This window comes from Dechloromonas sp. ARDL1 (assembly GCF_051122455.1).
Lineage (GTDB): Bacteria > Pseudomonadota > Gammaproteobacteria > Burkholderiales > Rhodocyclaceae > Azonexus.
This window is the reverse complement of the sequence record NZ_CP168939.1, coordinates 1,076,834-1,094,124: the sequence shown is the minus strand read 5'-3', so window position 1 is coordinate 1,094,124 and position 17,291 is coordinate 1,076,834. Positions and strand designations below refer to the sequence as shown.

The window sequence follows — 17,291 nt, the reverse complement described above, 5'->3', positions numbered from 1 at the left end:
ACGACCGGCAACTAAACCGATAGCCCGATCGGTGGGCAGTTTTCCTGGCAGCCGACCAAGCGTTCGATGATGGTCCGCACACGCCCCATGGCATCGTGCAGAACGTGTTCGAGGCTTTCGAAATGGATGCCGTTCACGCTGTCGCCACGACCGGCTGCGTGATTGGCGACAACGTTGAGCGCTGCATAGGGCAAATCCAGTTCGCGGGCCAGCACGGCTTCCGGCATGCCGGTCATGCCCACCACATCGGCACCATCCCGTTCAAGGCGGTTGATTTCAGCGGCTGTTTCGAGGCGCGGCCCTTGCGTCGCGGCATAGACGGCATCAACCTTCATATCAATACTCAGATCTCGCGCAGCCTCCAGAATCCGCTGACGCAATGCAGCATCGTAGGGATCGGTAAAATCGACGTGATGAACCGGAGTCCCGTTGCCGTCGAAAAAGGTCGAGTTTCTCCCCCAAGTGTAGTCGATGATCTGGTGCGGTAGAACGATATCGCCCGGCTGCAGGTCGCCGCGTATCCCCCCCACGGAAGCAACCGAAATCACGCCGGAAACCTTGTGGTGATGCAAGGCCCACAAGTTCGCCCGGTAGTTGACCTTATGCGGCGGAATCGTGTGGCCATAGCCGTGGCGCGGCAGAAAAACAGCCGGCCGGCCGCAGATCTGTCCAAAGACCAAAGCGCCAGACGCTTCCCCGTACGGCGTGCGTACGACTTCGCGGTGCGAGACGTCAAGATTGGACAGCGTGGTCAGTCCGCTGCCGCCAATGATTGCCAGCATGTTATTCCTTTCTTTCCGCCAGCAGCGAAGCCAGCGTTGGCACCACGCGCTGCAGCGAGGGATGCGGTTTGCGGAGGGGCGCCACGCCGGCGGAACCCTCCTCGATTTTTCGATACAGCGCAAGACGCCGCTCCCCGGCAAACGGCAGTCCGCGCAGGGTTTTGTCATTGTGATAGCCAACCAGGGTATCGCGGCCGATATCCTTGGCCTGCCAGGCAATGGCCGTTCGATCGACGAAGTGCAAATGACCCACCGTCGGCAAGGTACTCGCCAATTCGGCAACCAGGCGATGAATCCTTTCGCGATAAACCGCCACCGCCTGCTGCCCTGCTGCGCTCGGCGCCGCACCGGTCACCTCGGCCGGCGCCCCCATCAACCAGCAGACGACCGTATCGGGCTGGAAGCGCTCGATCTCGCCCTTCTGTTCGTCGGACAGAACCGACAATTCAGCCTGCATCAGGGTCAGCCCTGCGGCAGGGACGCGCGCCCTGGTTGCCGCCAGGCATTCGGGCAGGGAATCCAGCGCCAGGACGGCGAGGCCGCGTGCAACCAGTGCGGCCGTCGAATAGCCGACCCCGCAGCCAATTTCCAGTATCCGCTGGCCGGGCAACAGCGCCGCCATCCAGTCGTAGTCTCCGCGCCGCACGTAGGCTTGGCCCTCGGCTTCCCAATAGGCCATGAATTCAGCGACTGTGTTACCGCTCACGCCCCATCCTTCATGGCATAAACGGCTGGCAGGTTACGCCAGACGCCACCGGCATCCATACCGAAGCCGAAGACAAAACGATCGGGAACGGTCAGGCCGACAAAATCGGCACTGATCGGCTTTTTCTTGCCATTGGCCTTGTCGGCGAAAACGGCTGTCAAAACCTCCGCCGCGCCCATGCGACTCAGGCTTTCCTTGACGGCTGCCAGGGTCACCCCCTCGTCGAGAATGTCATCAACCACCAGGACCGAGCGCCCCTTGACCGACGTCCATGGCGCGGTCCGCCACGAAATCTTGCCGCCCCGCGTTTCCGGGCCGTAACGTGTCGCATGCAGGTAGTCGAAATCCATCGGAAAGCCCAGGCGGGTCATCAACTGCCCACAAAACACGATACCGCCGTTCATCACGCACAACACGAGCGGATATTTGTCGGACAAACGCGCGCAGATCGCCGCCGCCACTTCGTCGACCGCCCGTTGCACGGTTGCCTCGTCGTGGATGACTTCGGCGTTCTCCAACATCGCGCTGGCTTTCTGCAAATCCATTCAGCGCTCCCGGTTCTTCAGATAAGCATCGAAAGCAGGACCAACCTCGGGGTGGCGCTGACCGAAGACCACAGTCGCCTGCAGGTAACCCAGCTTGGAGCCGCAATCGTAACGCGTTCCCTCGTAACGATAGGCCAGAACCTGCTCCTCGCTGAGTAGCGAGGCGATGCCATCGGTCAGCTGAATTTCCCCTCCCGCTCCCGGTGCAATGTTTTCCAGATGGTGGAAGATGCGTGGCGTCAGGATGTAACGGCCAACGACGGCCAACGTCGACGGCGCTTCCTCGGGCTTCGGCTTCTCGACAATGGCGTTGATCTGCTCGACCCGCTCGGCCACCGCCCGCGCGTCGACAATACCGTAGCTCTTGGTGTCGCTACGCGGCACATCCTGCACGCCCAGCACCGAACAGCGGTAATAGTCGTAGGTGTCGGTCATCTGCTTCATGACGGGTGGCGTGCCATCGAGCAGATCGTCGGCGAGCAGGACGGCAAAGGGCTCGTCGCCGATCACCGGCTTGGCGCACAGTACCGCATGGCCGAGCCCGAGTGCCTCGGCCTGGCGGATGTAGATGCAGTTGATGTTCTTCGGAATCATGTTGCGTACGAATTCGAGCATCTCATTCTTGCCGCGCGCTTCCAGCTCGCTTTCCAGTTCGTAAGCCTTGTCGAAATGATCCTCGATGGCCCGTTTCGAGCGGCCGGTCACGAAGATCATGTCGGTAATGCCGGCGGCGACCGCTTCTTCGACGGCATACTGGATCAGCGGCTTGTCGACGATGGGCAGCATTTCCTTGGGGCTGGCCTTGGTGGCCGGCAGGAAACGGGTTCCCATACCGGCGACGGGAAACACCGCTTTTCTCACTTTTTTCATGGTTCGACTCCCTCTTCGAGCATTTTCTTCAATTGCACTTCATCGATCACGGCAACGCCCAGTTCGATGGCTTTTTCCAGCTTCGAGCCGGCTTCCTCGCCGGCCACCACGTAACTCGTTTTTTTCGACACCGAGCCGGCGACCTTGCCGCCGGCAGCCTCGATCAAGTCCTTCGCTTCATCCCGCTTCAGGGTCGGCAAGGTGCCGGTCAGCACGAAGGTCTTGCCGGCCAGAAGCAAAGCCGCCACGCCGGTCGGCGGGGTCGTCGGCAAGACGGCCAGCAACTCGCTGCGGCGCAACGCCAGCGCAGCCAGCAAGCCACGATTACCTGGCCCCTTCAGCCAACCGGCCAAGGCATCGATGACCTCGCCGGAAATGCCCGCGCTCGACAAGGCCGCCGTATCGATCCCCTGTGCAGCCAGGGTTTCCCCATCGACCACAGCCGCCAACTGCCTGGCGCGTACCGGAGTCAGCCGGGGCACGCCAAGCGCTGCATAGAGCTCGCGCCACACCAGCTTCTCGGCCAAGCCGGGGTGCGGCGGATGCTCGTCGGCCGGCGCGACGCCGACCTCCGGACAAAGCAGGTCATCTACTGCTTGCACATTGCGTTCTTCGGCGAAAAAATCGGCGATGGCTGCCGCCACGGTCGCGCCGATATCGGGCAATACGGCGAGCAGTGGTGCCGGTGCACGGCGCACGCGCTCGACACTGCCCAGCCAGTCGGCCAGGGTCTTGGCGGTCGACTCGCCGACATGACGGATACCGAGGGCAAAAAGCAGACGGGCCAGACTCGGCCGGCGGCTGGCGGCAATGCCATCGAGCAGGTTCTCGGCCCAGCGCGTCGGAACCTGACCGGCCTTAGCCGTTTCCGGTACGGTTCCGTCACGCTCGTCGGCCCGGCGCTTCATTTCCAGCAGGTCATCCAGCGTCAGCCGGTAGAGATCGGCAACGCCATGCACATAGTCGAATTCGACCAGGCGCTCGACGTAGCGCTCGCCGAGACCTTCGATATCCATCATCCGCCGGCTGGCGAAATGCAGGATGGCCTGGATGCGCTGGGCGCGACAGGAAAATCCGCCGGAGCAGCGCGTGACCGCTTCGCCCGGCTCACGCACCACGTGGGCGCCACACACCGGGCAGGCATCGGGCATCGTGAAAGGCCGGGCAGCGGCCGGCCGCCGTTCGGCAACGATACCGAGCACTTCGGGAATCACATCGCCGGCACGACGCACGATTACCGTGTCCCCAACACAGATGCCGCCCTTGCGCTCGACCTCGTCTGCATTGTGCAATGTCGCGTTGGTCACCGTGACGCCGCCAACAAAAACCGGCGCCAGGCGGGCAACCGGTGTCAGTGCCCCGGTACGGCCAACCTGAATGTCGATGGCCTCGACCACCGTCTGCGCCTCCTGAGGTGGGTACTTGTGCGCTACCGCCCAGCGCGGTTCGCGGGTGCGAAAACCCAGGCGCTGTTGCAAGGCCAGGCTGTTAACCTTGTAGACGACACCGTCGATATCGAAGGGCAGGCTGTCACGCAGGGCCGCGACGCGACTGTGAAAATCCGCCAACGCGCCGGGCCCGCGCAGCACGGCACGGTGTTCGCACACCGGCAGCCCGAAACCGGCCAGCGCATCGAGTACGCCGGCATGGGTTTCCGGCATGGTCCAGCCTTCGACAGCGCCGAGACCGTAGGCGAAGAAGCAGAGTGGCCGGCTCGCGGCAACGGCGGGGTCGAGCTGGCGAATGCTGCCGGCGGCCGCATTGCGGGGATTGACCAGCGTTTTCTCTCCGTGCAACTCGGCCTGGGCGTTATAGCGCACCAGATCGTCACGCCGCATATAGACCTCGCCGCGCACCTCGAGTACCGGCGGCGCATTGCCCTTGAGGCGCAAGGGAATCTGGTGCAAAGTTCGCAGGTTCTGCGTTACGTCCTCGCCGGTCGAACCATCGCCACGCGTCGCTCCACGCACGAAAACGCCTTTTTCATAACGCAGGCTGACGGCCAGCCCGTCGAATTTCAGTTCGGCAGCATACTCGATGGGTGGAGCGGATTCCGGCAAGTCGAGTTCGCGCCTTACCCGAGCATCGAAGTTACCCGCCCCGCTCGCCTGTGTATCGGTTTCCGTCTGGATCGACAGCATCGGTACATCGTGACGTACCGGATCGAATTGCGGCAGCGGGTGCCCGCCGACACGCCGGGTCGGCGAATCCGCCGACTGCAAGGCCGGGTATTGCCCTTCGAGTTCCTGCAGTTCGCGGAACAGCGTGTCGTACTCGGCATCTGCAACGGTCGGCGCATCAAGGATGTAATAGGCGTGATTGTGCCGCTCCAGTTCCGCGCGCAGCCAGGCTGCGCGCTCGGCTGCCGCAACCGGTGCCGTCATCAGGAAAACAGCCGCAGGGCCTGGGGCGAACCAGCGGCCAGGCCGAAGCCGGCCATCGTCGCCTGCGGCTTGCCGATGAATTCGCGACGAATATGATCGAGCTGCGAATCGGACAACGGCTGGCGATTGTCATCGACCAGCGCCCCCTGCAGGGTATCGGCAAAACGCTTGGCGACCTCTCCCATCTGCATGAACACACGCTCGCCGTGATCGACGCGCGGCACATCAAGCAGGAAAGTCAGGCCATGCGTACTCATGCTGCGCAGCGCATCGGCAGAAAACGGCGTGTTTTCGAAATTCTGCAGGCTGAATTGGGCGCGCCCCGCATCGTCGTAGCGCGTAAACAGACCATCTACGCCAAGCACCATGCCGGCGGCCTCGGACAGGGCGCGAATCTTGGTTCCCGGAAAGGCAGCCCCGCGGCTGACCAGGTTCAGTCCGATTTCCAGATCGACAGCGGCGCAAAAACGGTCGATTTCGGCCGCCTGGTCAAGTACGCGCGACGAGGGCATATCGGCCACCGCCATCAGCTCGTCGGCGAGCGCCTGCATGGCATTGCCGAAAACGACCATGTCGCCCTCGGAGACGGGGCCGAGGCGATTGACCAATTGCAGGCCGACGCGCAGGCGACGCACCTCCAGTTCGCTATCCGGCGAAAGGCGTTGCCATTCGCGGCTCTTCTCATTGAAGCCAACCCAGAGAACCGGCTTGTTCAAGCGCTGCAGCGCCGAACGCTGGGAATGCAGTATCTGGATCGACGACACCGGCTCGACAAGCTCCATGGCCACGATATATTCGAGGCGGGGATCGAGCAGTTCGGCGGGAACATCGCCCGCCTCGACTTCAAGGTCAGCATCGGCCGCTGCGGCGCTTTCCCCTGCAATGGGCATGGGCGGCTTGGCAGCGACTGCGGCAGGTGCTTCGATCACCGGCGGCTCGGGCATCGGCTCCACGGTCGCTGCCTGCAGCATATCGTCGCTAGGCTCCGTCGGCGTCGGATCGATGAACATCGGCTCGACTCGCGCTTCAGGCTGTTCCGGCGCCTCATTCCTGATTTCCGGCTCGCTGCGCGCTACCGGCTGGGCAACCGGCAATTCCTGCTCCGCCCTGCCCCCCTTGGCAAGCAGAACGTCCTCGTGCTGCGGTTTCATGACCGCCTCGGCAATCTTGCGCTGCCGGAATTCCTGCCACTTGTTGTAGCCAAACACGCCCGCCACCGCGGCAGCACCCAGCCCAATCAAACCCATCTGCAATTCGGTCATCTCGATCTCTTCCCGGGAGCGCCTCAGGCAGCATCCCTCATCTTCAAGGCTTCTTCGATATCCACTTCCACCACGCGCGAAACACCGGATTCCTGCATGGTGACGCCGACCAGCTGCTCGGCCATTTCCATCGCGATTTTATTATGGGAAATGAACAGGAATTGGGTTGCTCCTGACATTTTCTTCACCATGCCGCAGAAACGCTCGGTATTGGTGTCGTCGAGCGGCGCATCGACCTCGTCGAGCAGGCAGAACGGCGCCGGATTGAGCTGGAACATCGAAAAGACCAGCGCGATCGCCGTCAACGCTTTTTCCCCGCCCGACAGCAGATGGATGGTCGAGTTCTTCTTGCCCGGCGGCTGGGCGATAACCTGCACGCCGGCATCGAGGATTTCGTCGCCGGTCATTACCAATTCGGCACGGCCACCACCGAAAAGCTCCGGGAACAATTGGCCGAAATGACCATTGACCGTATCGAAGGTGCTCTGCAGCAGGTCACGCGTTTCGCGGTCGATGCGGCGGATGGCGTTTTCCAGCGTTTCCATCGCCTCGTTCAGGTCGGCTGCCTGCATGTCGAGGTAGCCCTTGCGCTCGGTCGCCGTTTCAAGCTCCTGCAAGGCAGCCATGTTGACCGCCCCCAGTTCGGCGATGGCATTCGACAGACGGGTAATTTCACCTTGTAGCGCCGGCGGACGCGCCGTGCCGAGTTCGGCCTGCAACGCTTCCTCGTTGGCCCCGGCTTCGAGCAACTGCAGCGCGAACTGCTCGGTATTGAGCGCCGCCGCCTGTTCCTTCAATTTCAGGTCGCCGATACGCACGCGCAAGGGCTCCAAGCCCTGCTCGATCTTAAGGCGCTGTTCGTCGAGTGCGCGCAAGGCATTGGTGGCGTTTTCGAGTGCGTCCCGCTTGCCGGCAAGGACCAGTTCGGCCGCCTGCCGCGCTTCCAGCGCCGCCTGGAGCTGACCTTCCATGACATCCGGCGGCGCCGCTTCGACCTGCTCGGCGCACAGCGCCCTGTCCTTCTCGATGCGGGTCAGCTCACGCTGTGCCATGGCCTGCTGGGCAAAGACATCCTGCAGCTTGCCATCGGCCTCGCGCAGCGAGAACTGCGCCTCGCGCAAGGCACGGTCGAGATCGGCGTTGCGCTCGCGCTCGGCACGGACGGCGCGCTCGCATTCATCAAGACGCGACTGCGCGCCGGCGACCAGGACGCGAATGCGCGACAGGCCATCGCGAATCTCCTCGATGCGCTCGTCGGCCGCCATTTCGCGCTCGCGCTCGCCCTCTTCCTCCTCGGCAAGTTCGGCCAGCTGCTCGGAAATCCTTTCCTTCTGTTCCTTGTAGCGCTCGATGGCCTGGGTCATCTTCAGCACGTCCATCTGCGCGACATGCACGCGCTGCTGGCGGTCCGTCACGTACTGGCGGATTTCGTCCATCTCCTCCTGCTTGTCGCCGACCTGCTCGTCGAACATCGCCAGTTGCTCGCGCAGCGACTCGGAGCGCTCCTCGGCCAAGGCGATGCCGTCGGCCAGCGTCTCGATCTCGCGCTGCCGTTCGAGCAGGCCATGTTCGCCGGCATCAGGGGCAAAGAAGGTGACGCTGGTCGCCGTGACCAGATCGCCGCCCCGGGTCACGATCGCCGTCCCGGCTTCCAGCGCGGCGCGTCCGGCCAGGGCATCGGCCAGTGTTTCGGCCGTGCGCACCGGCGACAGCCAATCCGCCAGCACGGCGGCGAGACCTGCATCGTCGCAGCGCAGGCGCTCGGCGAGAGACCCGCTGGCCGGCCGAAAACGCCCCATATCCGTGCTTTCCGGCAGGGCCACGGCCAGCCGCGCTTCGGGACGGTCATGCAGCCATTCGTCGAGTTTGGCCGGATCGTCGCAGGCGATGGCCGACAGGCGCTCGCGCAGCACCGCTTCGACGGCCTCTTCCCAGCCGGCCTCGACATGAATTTTTTGCCACAGCGGCGGGACGGCCTCCAGGCCATGACGGCGCAGCCACTCCGGCAGTTGGCCGGTTGCCTGCGTCTTGACCTGCATCTGCTCCAGCGCGGCACGGCGGGCATGGCCGGCGGCCAGCTCGCGTTCGAGTCGCTGCAATTCGGCCTGCGCCTCGCGGCGGCGGGCTTCAAGCTGCGGCATTTCCTGCTGCAACTGTTGCAACTGGTCCTGATCGCCAGCAAGCTCCTCGCGCAACAGCGACAGTTCTTCTTCCTTTTCGGCGAGTTCGAGCTCGTCCGGTGCGTCGCCGAAGGTTTCTTCGCGCAGGCGTTCGCGGCGCTGGGTGATGGCCTGCAGGGCGCGCTGGGCGTGCGATTTGTTCGTCAACTCGACTTCCAGCTTCTGCTCGCCGTTCGTCGAACGCGTCTTCAGTCGCAGCAGTTCTTCCTGTGCTTGGGCGTGGTCTTCCTCAACCTGCGGCGCCAGGTTCATTTGCTGGTGCAGGCGCTCCTCAGCTTCCTCGACGCGCAGGCGGGTGATTTCCTGCTGCTCTTCCCAGCGCAGACGGTCTTCGGCCAGCTTTTCGGCGGTCGCCGTCCAGTGCGCCAGCTCTCCCTCCAATTGCACGAGACGCGCTTCGAGCTGACTGCGCGACTCGCGGCGATGGCGGATTTCAGCCTCGATGCGTGCCACTTCGGCATTGGCCGAATACATCTCGCTCTGCGCTACATGCAGCGCGTCGCCGGCAGCAAAGTGCGCCTCGCGGGTTTCCTCGGCACGTGCCTCGGTTTCGCGCAATGCCGCGCTCTGCGCTTCGAGATCGGTCGTTGCGCGTTCGACTTCGAGTGCCAGTCGCTGACGTTCGGCCTCCGCTTCGCGCTTCTTCAACAACCAGAGCAACTGCTGGCGCCGGACCAGCTGCTCATTGAGCGCCTGATAGCGCCGTGCCACTTCCGCCTGCGCTTCCAGGCGACCGATCTGGTGACCGAGTTCCTCGCGGATATCCTCGACGCGCAGCAGGTTTTCGCGCGTATCTTCGAGGCGGCCCTGCGTTTCCTTGCGGCGCTCCTTGTAGCGGGTAACGCCGGCGGCCTCCTCGAGAAAGACGCGGAGATCGTCCGGCTTGGCCTCGATGATGCGCGAGATCATGCCCTGGCCGATGATGGCGTAGGCGCGCGGCCCCAGCCCGGTGCCCAGGAACAGGTCGGTGATGTCCTTGCGGCGGACCTTCTGATTGTTGATGAAATAGTCGGACTGTCCGGTGCGCGTCAGCACGCGCTTGACCGACAGCTCGCCATACTGCGACCACTGCCCCATCGCCCGACCAAGCGAGTTGTCGAATATCAGCTCGACCGAGGCGCGCGACACCGGCTTGCGGTTAGTCGAGCCGTTGAAGATGACGTCCTGCATCGACTCGCCGCGCAGCTCCGAAGCCTTGGACTCGCCCAGCACCCAGCGTACGGCATCCATGATGTTGGATTTGCCGCAGCCATTGGGGCCGACGACCCCGACCAATTGCCCGGGCAAGGCAACGGATGTTGGATCGACGAAGGATTTGAAGCCGGCGAGTTTTAGTTTGGTCAGGCGCATGGTTTATTCCGCCCGGCGCACCATGCCGCACCGCAGCGGGGGGCGTATGATAGCATCCATGACACCGACGCCTTAAACGCTTCATGGTCGCCAACCCGAGGGCAAGCGCATGAACTCCGACGATGTTTTCCTCACCCGTGCCGTCGAATTGGCACGATGCGGCAGCGAAGCCGGCGATGGCGGCCCCTTTGGCGCCGTCATCATCCGTGATGGCCAAATCATCGCGGAAAGCTGGAACCGGGTTGTCGCCGACCGCGACCCCACCGCCCACGCCGAAATTTCCGCCATCCGCTCGGCCTGCGCGCAACTGGGTGATTTCCACCTGACCGGTTGCACCCTGTACGCCTCCAGCGAACCCTGCCCGATGTGCCTGGCAGCGGCCTACTGGGCGCGCATCGAGCGGGTGGTTTTCGCCAACAGCCGCAGCGAGGCCGCTGCCATCGGCTTTTGCGACGACGCTTTGTACGACGAGCTGCAACGGCATTTCACCGAACGCGGTATCGTCATGGAACACCATCCGCTGGCGGACGCATTGGCGCCGCTGATCGCCTGGTCCCAAAATCCGACCCGCGTTGCCTACTGAGCCGACACCCGATGTCGCCCGACATCATTCCCCATCGCGCTGAAACCCTGCAAGTACTGCGTTTCATCGCCAGCGAACCGATTCTGATGCTGAGCGGTGACGACGAAGGATACGGCTCGCGCTGGACGCTGGGCGGACAGCAGATTCAGCCAGCCATTGCCCGTTATCTCATGGAGTCGGGCTTCATCGCCGAAACGGGGCGCACCGAATTCGGGGCGCGTAAATTGACCCTAACCCCAAGCGGCGACCTGTTTCGTGAACAAGGCCTGGTCTGGTGGGCCAGCCTGAGCCTGTTCGAAAAAATACGTGTCACCCTGCTCGGCTAGCGCCAAGCCCGCCGGGCAACAAGTCATCCCGCCGAGCGCTGCTCCAGGAACTCATCGGCAAACTGCTCGCCGACTTCAACGAACGCCACCTGCTTCAGGTTGATGCCGAGGTTCCTGTCCTCTTCCTGAATGTGCCGTTCGAACCAATAATCAACATAGCGAATCAGGCTGAACACATCGCCCCCCGGATTCTCCATGTCATCAAGCATTTTCCGTATGCCACGCAGCATGGCTCGATGCTTTTCGCCATGCCGACGGAAATCGATCCCCGCCTCGCCGGCAAGCCGCTCCTCGGTTCTGCAATGCGCCGTCAGCGTCGCAAAAAGCGCCTCGGCCTCGTCAGCCCGGTAGGTATTATGCTCAATACATGACGCCTTGAAATTATCAAGTTGCTCAAAAAGATGCGCATGCTGTTCGTCGATTTCCGGAATATCGATCACCAGCGCACTCGGTAAATAAGACAGGAATGAACTGCGCATACCCCCCCCCGAATCAGCAGCATTGCATTCCGACCGGATACAAAGTCGGACGCCTGCCAAATTTAGACGAATGTCACAGTTTTAACAATATATCCTTGGGAATAGGTTCAAGGCCTTCGTTCGACGCGGAATTCGAGGCGGTTGCCGTAATCGTCGTCGGCATATCCCTGAAATGCCCGGCATGAGATCGCGGTCCAGCGTGCAGTCAGCACGCGCCCGTCGCTACAACGGACAATCCCGCTCCCCGTCTCGCCCTCGCAACTCCCCGAGGGTACAGCCGATTGTGCAGGCGCCATCTCGCCATCACAGCGAAGCCGACCTTCCCGATCAGCCAGTGCAAAACGCCCGCCACCCTGCGCATTGCCCGGAAAAGCCTTGCCCCGCAGCTCGCCGGAAACGTCGCTGAGCGTGCCGCGTGCGTGATAGCCAAAGGCACAGGCCCCCAGAAGCATCGGCAGGACAAACAAGGGCAGCGTAAAGCGTCGGTTCATGAGGCAGGCAAGTCGTTTTCGGCGATAATCAGCTTTTTACACCCATTCGACGTCCGACGTGAATCCGCACCTCGCCCAACTTCAGCCTTACCCCTTCGAAAAGCTGCGCGCCTTGTTTGCCGGCGTCACACCGAACCCGCAATACAAGGAAATCAAGCTTTCCATCGGCGAACCTCAGCATGCCACTCCGGCATTCATCATGGATGCGTTATCCGGCGGACTGAAAGGCCTTGCCAACTACCCGACAACGCAGGGCATGCCCGCCCTGCGCCAGGCCATCGCTGGCTGGTGCCAGCGCCGCTACGGACTCGACCTGAATCCGGAAACCGAAATTCTGCCGGTCAATGGTTCCCGCGAAGCGCTGTTCTCCTTTGCGCAAACGGTCATCGACCCCAGCCGTGGCCACGTCCCGCTGATCGTCAGCCCGAACCCGTTCTATCAGATCTACGAAGGGGCCGCCTACCTGTCCGGCGCCGAACCGCGTTTCCTCAACAACCTTCCGGAAAACGGATTTACCTTCGATTACGATGCCCTGTCGGAAGCTGAGTGGGCCCGCGTCCAGCTGTTCTATGTCTGTTCGCCGGGCAATCCGACCGGCAAGGTGCTGTCGCTGGAAGACTGGAAGCAACTGTTTGCATTGTCCGACAAATACGGCTTCGTGATTGCTTCCGACGAGTGCTATTCGGAAATCTATTTTGACGAGGCCAACCCGCCGATCGGCGGCCTGCAGGCCGCCAAGCTGCTCGGTCGCAACAACGAACGCCTGGTGATGTTCTCCAGCCTGTCCAAGCGCTCCAACGTGCCGGGCATGCGCTCGGGTTTTGTCGCTGGCGATGCGGCCATCCTCAAGAAATACCTGCTCTTCCGCACCTACCAGGGCTGCGCCATGTCGCCGCCAGTACAAACCGCCTCGATTGCCGCCTGGAATGACGAGGCACACGTACTCGACAACCGGAACCAGTACCGCGAGAAATTCGCCGCGTGCACGCCATTGATTTCAGAAGTGCTCGGCACCGGCATGCCGGACGCCAGTTTCTACCTATGGGCCAGAACACCGATCACCGATACCGAATTCGCCCGCGGACTGCTCGAACACTATAATGTCGTGGTTCTGCCCGGCAGCTTCCTTGCCCGCGAAGCGCAAGGGGTGAATCCGGGCGCCAATTTCGTCCGCATTGCGCTGGTTGCCTCGCTCGCCGAGTGCCTTGAAGCCACGCAACGCATTCGTCAATTCGCACAACAACTGTAACCAAGAGAGAACATCACATGAGCCATCCCCTGCAAGCCACCATCGACGATCTCTGGGAACGTCGCACCGAACTGAATACGCAATCCGCCGACGCCATCAAGGTGATCGAGTCGGTCATCAGCGACCTGGACAGCGGCAAGCTGCGCATCGCCGAAAAAATCAACGGCGAGTGGGTCGTCAACCAGTGGGCCAAGAAGGCCGTTCTGCTCTCCTTCCGCACCCGCGACAACCGCGTCCAGGAAGCCGGCGATGTCCGCTTCTACGACAAGGTCGACACCAAGTTCCAGGGCTGGACCGAGGAGCAGTTCAAGGCCGGCGGTTTCCGCGTCGTACCGGGCGCCTTCGCCCGCAAGGGTTCGTTCATTGCCAAAAATGCCGTGCTGATGCCCTCCTTCGTCAACATCGGCGCCTACGTCGATGAAGGCACCATGGTCGACGCCTGGGCCACCGTCGGCTCCTGCGCCCAAATCGGCAAGAACGTGCACCTCTCCGGCGGCGTGGGCATCGGCGGCGTGCTGGAACCGATCCAGGCCGGCCCGGTCATCATCGAAGACAACTGCTTCATCGGCGCCCGCTCCGAAGTTGTCGAAGGCGTTATCGTCGGTGAAAACTCAGTGATTTCGATGGGCGTCTATATCGGCCAGAGCACCCCGATCTATGACCGCGAAACCGGCGAAATCACCTACGGCAAGATCCCGCCGGGCTCCGTCGTCATCTCTGGCTCCCTGCCGAAGGATGGTGGCAAGTACAACCTGTACGCAGCGATCATCGTCAAGAAGGTTGATGCGCAAACCCGCTCGAAGACCAGCATCAACGAGTTGCTGCGCGCCTAAGTCACGTTCCACCACGAAGGTCTTGCGATGATCCTCGACAAACTGTTCCAGCTGATGGCCGAAAAGCAGGCTTCGGATATCTTCATTTCCGCAGGCGCGCCAATCCACATCAAGATCCAGGGCAACACGATCCCGGTCAACCAGCAGATCATGCTGCCGGACATGATCGAGAAAATCGCCTATGAACTGATGTCGCCGGACCAGATCAAGACCTTCGAGACGACCTGGGAAATGAACCTCTCGTTCGGGGTGCCGAATGTCGGCAACTTCCGGGTCAACATCTTCCGCCAGCGCGGCTCGACCAGCATCGTCGTCCGCTTCATTCTGGGCAATATTCCGGCGCTGGACGAGTTGGGCTTGCCGAACATCCTCGGCGAACTGATCATGGAAAAGCGTGGCCTGATCCTGATCGTCGGCGCCACCGGTTCCGGCAAGTCGACGACCCTGGCCTCAATGCTCGACCACCGGAATGCCAACCGGTCTGGGCATATCCTGACGGTCGAGGACCCGATCGAGTTCCTGTTCAAGCACAAGAAATCCATCGTCAATCAGCGCGAAATCGGCATGGACACCGTGGATTGGCACGCAGCACTGAAAAATGCCATGCGCCAGGCACCGGATTGCATCCTGATTGGTGAAATCCGCGACAAGGACACCATGCAGGCGGCCATCGCCTACGCGCAGACCGGCCACCTCTGCCTGGCAACCCTGCACGCCAACAACAGCTACCATGCACTGAACCGCATCATCAGCTTTTTCCCGGCAGAAAACCGCCCGGCATTGTTCCTCGACCTTTCCGTCGCCCTGCGCGCCATCGTCTCGCAACGCTTGGTCAAGAAACCGGACGGCAAGCGCATCCCGACCTGCGAAATCATGCTCAACACGCGCCACATCAGCGAACTGATCGAACGCGGCGAAGTGCAAGGCATCAAGGACGCCATGGAACAAACCCTGGCCCCCGGATCGCAGACTTTCGAGCAGGATCTGTTCAACCTGTACAGCGCCGGAACCATTACCATCGACGAAGCTCTCGCCAACGCCGATTCCCCGACCAACCTTTCCTGGCTGATCAACAACTCGGAATTCGGTTCATCCAACGGTAAGGACGACAAGAAATCCGACATTGCCCTGGAATTCGACAGCACCAATGAAGGCGGCGCCTCTTTCAAGGAGTTCACGCTCAGCCTCGCCGACCACGACGAAGAAAACACCTGAATGTCCGACCCCACCTTTGAACTGGCGAAAGAACTCATCGCCTGTCACTCCGTCACGCCCGAAGACGGTGGCTGCATGGAAATCATCGGCGCCCGACTGAAGCCGCTCGGCTTTACCCTCGAAACCATCAACCGCAACGGCGTCACCAATCTGTGGGCACGACGTGGAAACCAGGCTCCGCTGTTCGTTTTCGCCGGCCACACAGACGTGGTGCCGACCGGCCCACTCGACAAATGGACCTCGCCGCCCTTCGCCCCGGAAATCCGCGACGGCATGCTCTATGGACGCGGCACGGCCGACATGAAGTCCTCACTGGCCGCTTCGGTGACCGCCATTGAAGCGTTCGTCGCGGCACACCCGGACTTTTCCGGCTCTCTGGGCTTCCTGCTCACCTCCGACGAGGAAGGCGATGCCACCGACGGGACCGTGATCGTCGTCGAAACCCTGAAGGCACGCGGCGAAACAATCGATTTCTGCATCATCGGCGAGCCGACCTCGGTCGACACACTGGGCGACATGATCAAGAACGGCCGCCGCGGCTCGCTGTCCGGCGTCCTGACCGTCAAGGGCATCCAGTGCCATATCGCCTACCCGGAAAAAGGCCGCAACCCGATCCACGAAACCGCCCCGGCCCTGGCCGAACTGGCCGTCACCGAATGGGATCGGGGCAACGAATACTACCAGCCGACCACCTGGCAAATTTCCAACATCCACGGCGGCACAGGCGCCACCAACGTCGTGCCTAGCAGTGTCGAAGTCAAGTTCAATTTCCGCTTCTCGACGGCGAGTACGCCAGAAGGGCTGCAAGCCCGCCTGTGCGCCATCCTGGACAAGCATAAGCTGGACTACGAGATCAAATGGACGCTCGGCGCCCGCCCCTTCCTGACCGGACGTGGCCCGCTGGCCGATGCGGCAACGGCGGCGATCCGCGAAGTGTGCGGCATCGAAACCGAACTATCGACCACCGGCGGCACCTCCGACGGCCGTTTCATTGCCGACATCTGCAAACAGATGCTGGAAATCGGCCCGGTCAACGCCACCAGCCACAAGATAGACGAGTGCATCGCTGTCGACACCTTCCCCAAACTCTCCGCGATCTATCGCCGCATCCTCGAACAGACCCTGACCGCATGAGCACCACCGCTTCCGCCGAACTGATCACCGTCCGCGACTATCTCCGCTACGCAGTCAGTCGCTTCACCGCCGCCCGCCTTTTCTTCGGCCACGGCAGCGACAATGCCTGGGATGAAGCCGTTTACCTCACCCTGCATACGCTGAACCTGCCACTCGACCGCCTGGAGCCCTTTCTGGATGCGCGCCTGTTGCCGCATGAACGCGAAGCGCTGCTCGACATCTACCACCGTCGCTGCCAGGACCGCCTGCCGGCCGCCTATCTCACGCACGAAGCCTGGCTCGGTGAGCACCGTTTCTATGTCGACGATCGCGTCATCGTCCCGCGTTCCTTCATCGCCGAACTACTCGACGAACAATTAGCTCCGTGGGTCGACGACCCGTGGGCCATCGAGTCGGCGCTCGATCTGTGCACAGGCTCCGGCTGCTTGGCTATCCTGACCGCCCTCGCCTTCCCCAATGCCGAGGTCGCCGCAGTAGACCTGTCGCCCGAGGCCATCGCAGTGGCGGAGCGCAACGTGGCCGACTACAGTCTGTATGAGCGCATCGAACTGATCCGCTCCGATGCCTTCACCAAGCTCGAAGGCCGCAAATTCGACCTGATCGTCTCCAACCCACCCTACGTCAACGCCGAATCGGTCGCCGCGCTGCCGCCGGAATACCTGCATGAGCCGGAACTGGCGCTCGGCTCCGGCGAAGACGGTCTTGATTTCACGCGCATCATCCTGCGCGAGGCAAAAAAGCACCTAACCGACAACGGCATTTTGGTCGTCGAGATCGGCCACAACCGCGACGCCCTGGAAGCATCCTACCCGACGCTCCCCTTCACCTGGCTCGACACCGCAGCCGGCGACGAATACGTCTTCCTGCTTCACGCCGCCGATCTACCCGGCTAAGCCTGTCGC

The 17,291-nt window shown here is 62.2% G+C and carries 16 protein-coding genes; 7 read left to right on the top strand and 9 right to left on the bottom strand.

What is annotated here, in order from left to right:
• Positions 1-11: 11 nt before the first annotated feature.
• Genes AB6Q56_RS05360 through smc form a run of 7 tightly spaced genes read right to left on the bottom strand, consistent with a single transcriptional unit; the run spans position 12 to position 10,079 of the window.
• Entirely contained in the window at positions 12-782 is a 771-nt protein-coding gene (locus AB6Q56_RS05360; protein ID WP_434516077.1) for an S-methyl-5'-thioinosine phosphorylase, read from the bottom strand.
• Between the two features lies 1 nt (position 783).
• Positions 784-1,488, bottom strand: coding sequence for a class I SAM-dependent methyltransferase (locus tag AB6Q56_RS05355; protein WP_434516076.1), 705 nt, complete (start codon positions 1,486-1,488; stop codon positions 784-786).
• Positions 1,485-2,033, bottom strand: a complete 549-nt coding sequence (locus tag AB6Q56_RS05350; RefSeq protein ID WP_434516075.1) for a hypoxanthine-guanine phosphoribosyltransferase — start codon at positions 2,031-2,033, stop codon at positions 1,485-1,487. Before AB6Q56_RS05350 ends, AB6Q56_RS05355 begins: the two co-directional genes overlap by 4 nt.
• Positions 2,034-2,903 carry a UTP--glucose-1-phosphate uridylyltransferase GalU gene (galU, locus tag AB6Q56_RS05345; RefSeq protein ID WP_434516074.1) on the bottom strand — a complete coding sequence of 290 codons (870 nt, stop codon included), beginning with the start codon at positions 2,901-2,903 and terminating at the stop codon, positions 2,034-2,036.
• Positions 2,900-5,287 (bottom strand): NAD-dependent DNA ligase LigA, encoded by a 2,388-nt coding sequence (gene ligA / locus AB6Q56_RS05340; protein ID WP_434516073.1) that lies wholly within the window; start codon positions 5,285-5,287, stop codon positions 2,900-2,902. Before ligA ends, galU begins: the two co-directional genes overlap by 4 nt.
• Positions 5,287-6,549, bottom strand: a complete 1,263-nt coding sequence (locus tag AB6Q56_RS05335) for a cell division protein ZipA C-terminal FtsZ-binding domain-containing protein (RefSeq protein ID WP_434516072.1) — start codon at positions 6,547-6,549, stop codon at positions 5,287-5,289. The genes ligA and AB6Q56_RS05335 overlap by 1 nt, the downstream gene beginning before the upstream one ends.
• A gap of 23 nt (positions 6,550-6,572) precedes the next feature.
• On the bottom strand, positions 6,573-10,079 hold the full coding sequence (gene smc / locus AB6Q56_RS05330) for a chromosome segregation protein SMC (RefSeq protein ID WP_434516071.1): 3,507 nt from the start codon (positions 10,077-10,079) through the stop codon (positions 6,573-6,575).
• Positions 10,080-10,188: 109 nt separating this feature from the next.
• Here smc and AB6Q56_RS05325 point away from each other — a divergent pair, with 109 nt between their 5' ends.
• Complete coding sequence (locus tag AB6Q56_RS05325) at positions 10,189-10,662, top strand: nucleoside deaminase (RefSeq protein WP_434516070.1); 474 nt, start codon at positions 10,189-10,191, stop codon at positions 10,660-10,662.
• An 11-nt stretch (positions 10,663-10,673) separates the two neighbouring features.
• A complete protein-coding gene (locus AB6Q56_RS05320) occupies positions 10,674-10,988 on the top strand; it encodes a hypothetical protein (RefSeq protein ID WP_434516069.1) in 315 nt (104 codons plus the stop codon).
• Positions 10,989-11,011: 23 nt separating this feature from the next.
• On the opposite strand, the gene AB6Q56_RS05315 is transcribed toward AB6Q56_RS05320, so the two are convergent.
• The gene (locus tag AB6Q56_RS05315) at positions 11,012-11,428 is read right to left on the bottom strand and encodes a hemerythrin domain-containing protein (protein WP_434516068.1); all 417 of its coding nucleotides are present in this window, start codon (positions 11,426-11,428) and stop codon (positions 11,012-11,014) included.
• A gap of 146 nt (positions 11,429-11,574) precedes the next feature.
• Entirely contained in the window at positions 11,575-11,958 is a 384-nt protein-coding gene (locus AB6Q56_RS05310; protein WP_434516067.1) for a hypothetical protein, read from the bottom strand.
• A gap of 58 nt (positions 11,959-12,016) precedes the next feature.
• On the opposite strand from AB6Q56_RS05310, the gene dapC reads away from it, so the two are divergent.
• The 5 genes from dapC to prmB are packed head-to-tail and all read left to right on the top strand — an operon-like array spanning position 12,017 to position 17,282.
• Complete coding sequence (dapC, locus tag AB6Q56_RS05305) at positions 12,017-13,207, top strand: succinyldiaminopimelate transaminase (protein ID WP_434516066.1); 1,191 nt, start codon at positions 12,017-12,019, stop codon at positions 13,205-13,207.
• Positions 13,208-13,224: 17 nt separating this feature from the next.
• Entirely contained in the window at positions 13,225-14,040 is an 816-nt protein-coding gene (gene dapD / locus AB6Q56_RS05300) for a 2,3,4,5-tetrahydropyridine-2,6-dicarboxylate N-succinyltransferase (protein ID WP_434516065.1), read from the top strand.
• Between the two features lie 27 nt (positions 14,041-14,067).
• Entirely contained in the window at positions 14,068-15,255 is a 1,188-nt protein-coding gene (locus AB6Q56_RS05295) for a PilT/PilU family type 4a pilus ATPase (protein ID WP_434516064.1), read from the top strand.
• Positions 15,256-16,389 carry a succinyl-diaminopimelate desuccinylase gene (dapE, locus tag AB6Q56_RS05290; RefSeq protein ID WP_434516063.1) on the top strand — a complete coding sequence of 378 codons (1,134 nt, stop codon included), beginning with the start codon at positions 15,256-15,258 and terminating at the stop codon, positions 16,387-16,389.
• Positions 16,386-17,282 carry a 50S ribosomal protein L3 N(5)-glutamine methyltransferase gene (gene prmB / locus AB6Q56_RS05285; protein ID WP_434516062.1) on the top strand — a complete coding sequence of 299 codons (897 nt, stop codon included), beginning with the start codon at positions 16,386-16,388 and terminating at the stop codon, positions 17,280-17,282. Before dapE ends, prmB begins: the two co-directional genes overlap by 4 nt.
• Positions 17,283-17,291 lie beyond the last annotated feature (9 nt).

Excerpts from the sequence above, each read along its gene's own strand:
- AB6Q56_RS05360 (WP_434516077.1), bottom strand. The coding sequence starts at position 782 with ATGCTGGCAATCATTGGCGGCAGCGGACTGACCACGCTGTCCAATCTT.
- AB6Q56_RS05350 (WP_434516075.1), bottom strand. The coding sequence starts at position 2,033 with ATGGATTTGCAGAAAGCCAGCGCGATGTTGGAGAACGCCGAAGTCATC.
- galU (WP_434516074.1), bottom strand. The coding sequence starts at position 2,903 with ATGAAAAAAGTGAGAAAAGCGGTGTTTCCCGTCGCCGGTATGGGAACC.
- ligA (WP_434516073.1), bottom strand. The coding sequence starts at position 5,287 with ATGACGGCACCGGTTGCGGCAGCCGAGCGCGCAGCCTGGCTGCGCGCG.
- AB6Q56_RS05335 (WP_434516072.1), bottom strand. The coding sequence starts at position 6,549 with ATGACCGAATTGCAGATGGGTTTGATTGGGCTGGGTGCTGCCGCGGTG.
- smc (WP_434516071.1), bottom strand. The coding sequence starts at position 10,079 with ATGCGCCTGACCAAACTAAAACTCGCCGGCTTCAAATCCTTCGTCGAT.
- AB6Q56_RS05325 (WP_434516070.1), top strand. The coding sequence starts at position 10,189 with ATGAACTCCGACGATGTTTTCCTCACCCGTGCCGTCGAATTGGCACGA.
- AB6Q56_RS05320 (WP_434516069.1), top strand. The coding sequence starts at position 10,674 with ATGTCGCCCGACATCATTCCCCATCGCGCTGAAACCCTGCAAGTACTG.
- AB6Q56_RS05310 (WP_434516067.1), bottom strand. The coding sequence starts at position 11,958 with ATGAACCGACGCTTTACGCTGCCCTTGTTTGTCCTGCCGATGCTTCTG.
- dapD (WP_434516065.1), top strand. The coding sequence starts at position 13,225 with ATGAGCCATCCCCTGCAAGCCACCATCGACGATCTCTGGGAACGTCGC.
- AB6Q56_RS05295 (WP_434516064.1), top strand. The coding sequence starts at position 14,068 with ATGATCCTCGACAAACTGTTCCAGCTGATGGCCGAAAAGCAGGCTTCG.
- dapE (WP_434516063.1), top strand. The coding sequence starts at position 15,256 with ATGTCCGACCCCACCTTTGAACTGGCGAAAGAACTCATCGCCTGTCAC.
- prmB (WP_434516062.1), top strand. The coding sequence starts at position 16,386 with ATGAGCACCACCGCTTCCGCCGAACTGATCACCGTCCGCGACTATCTC.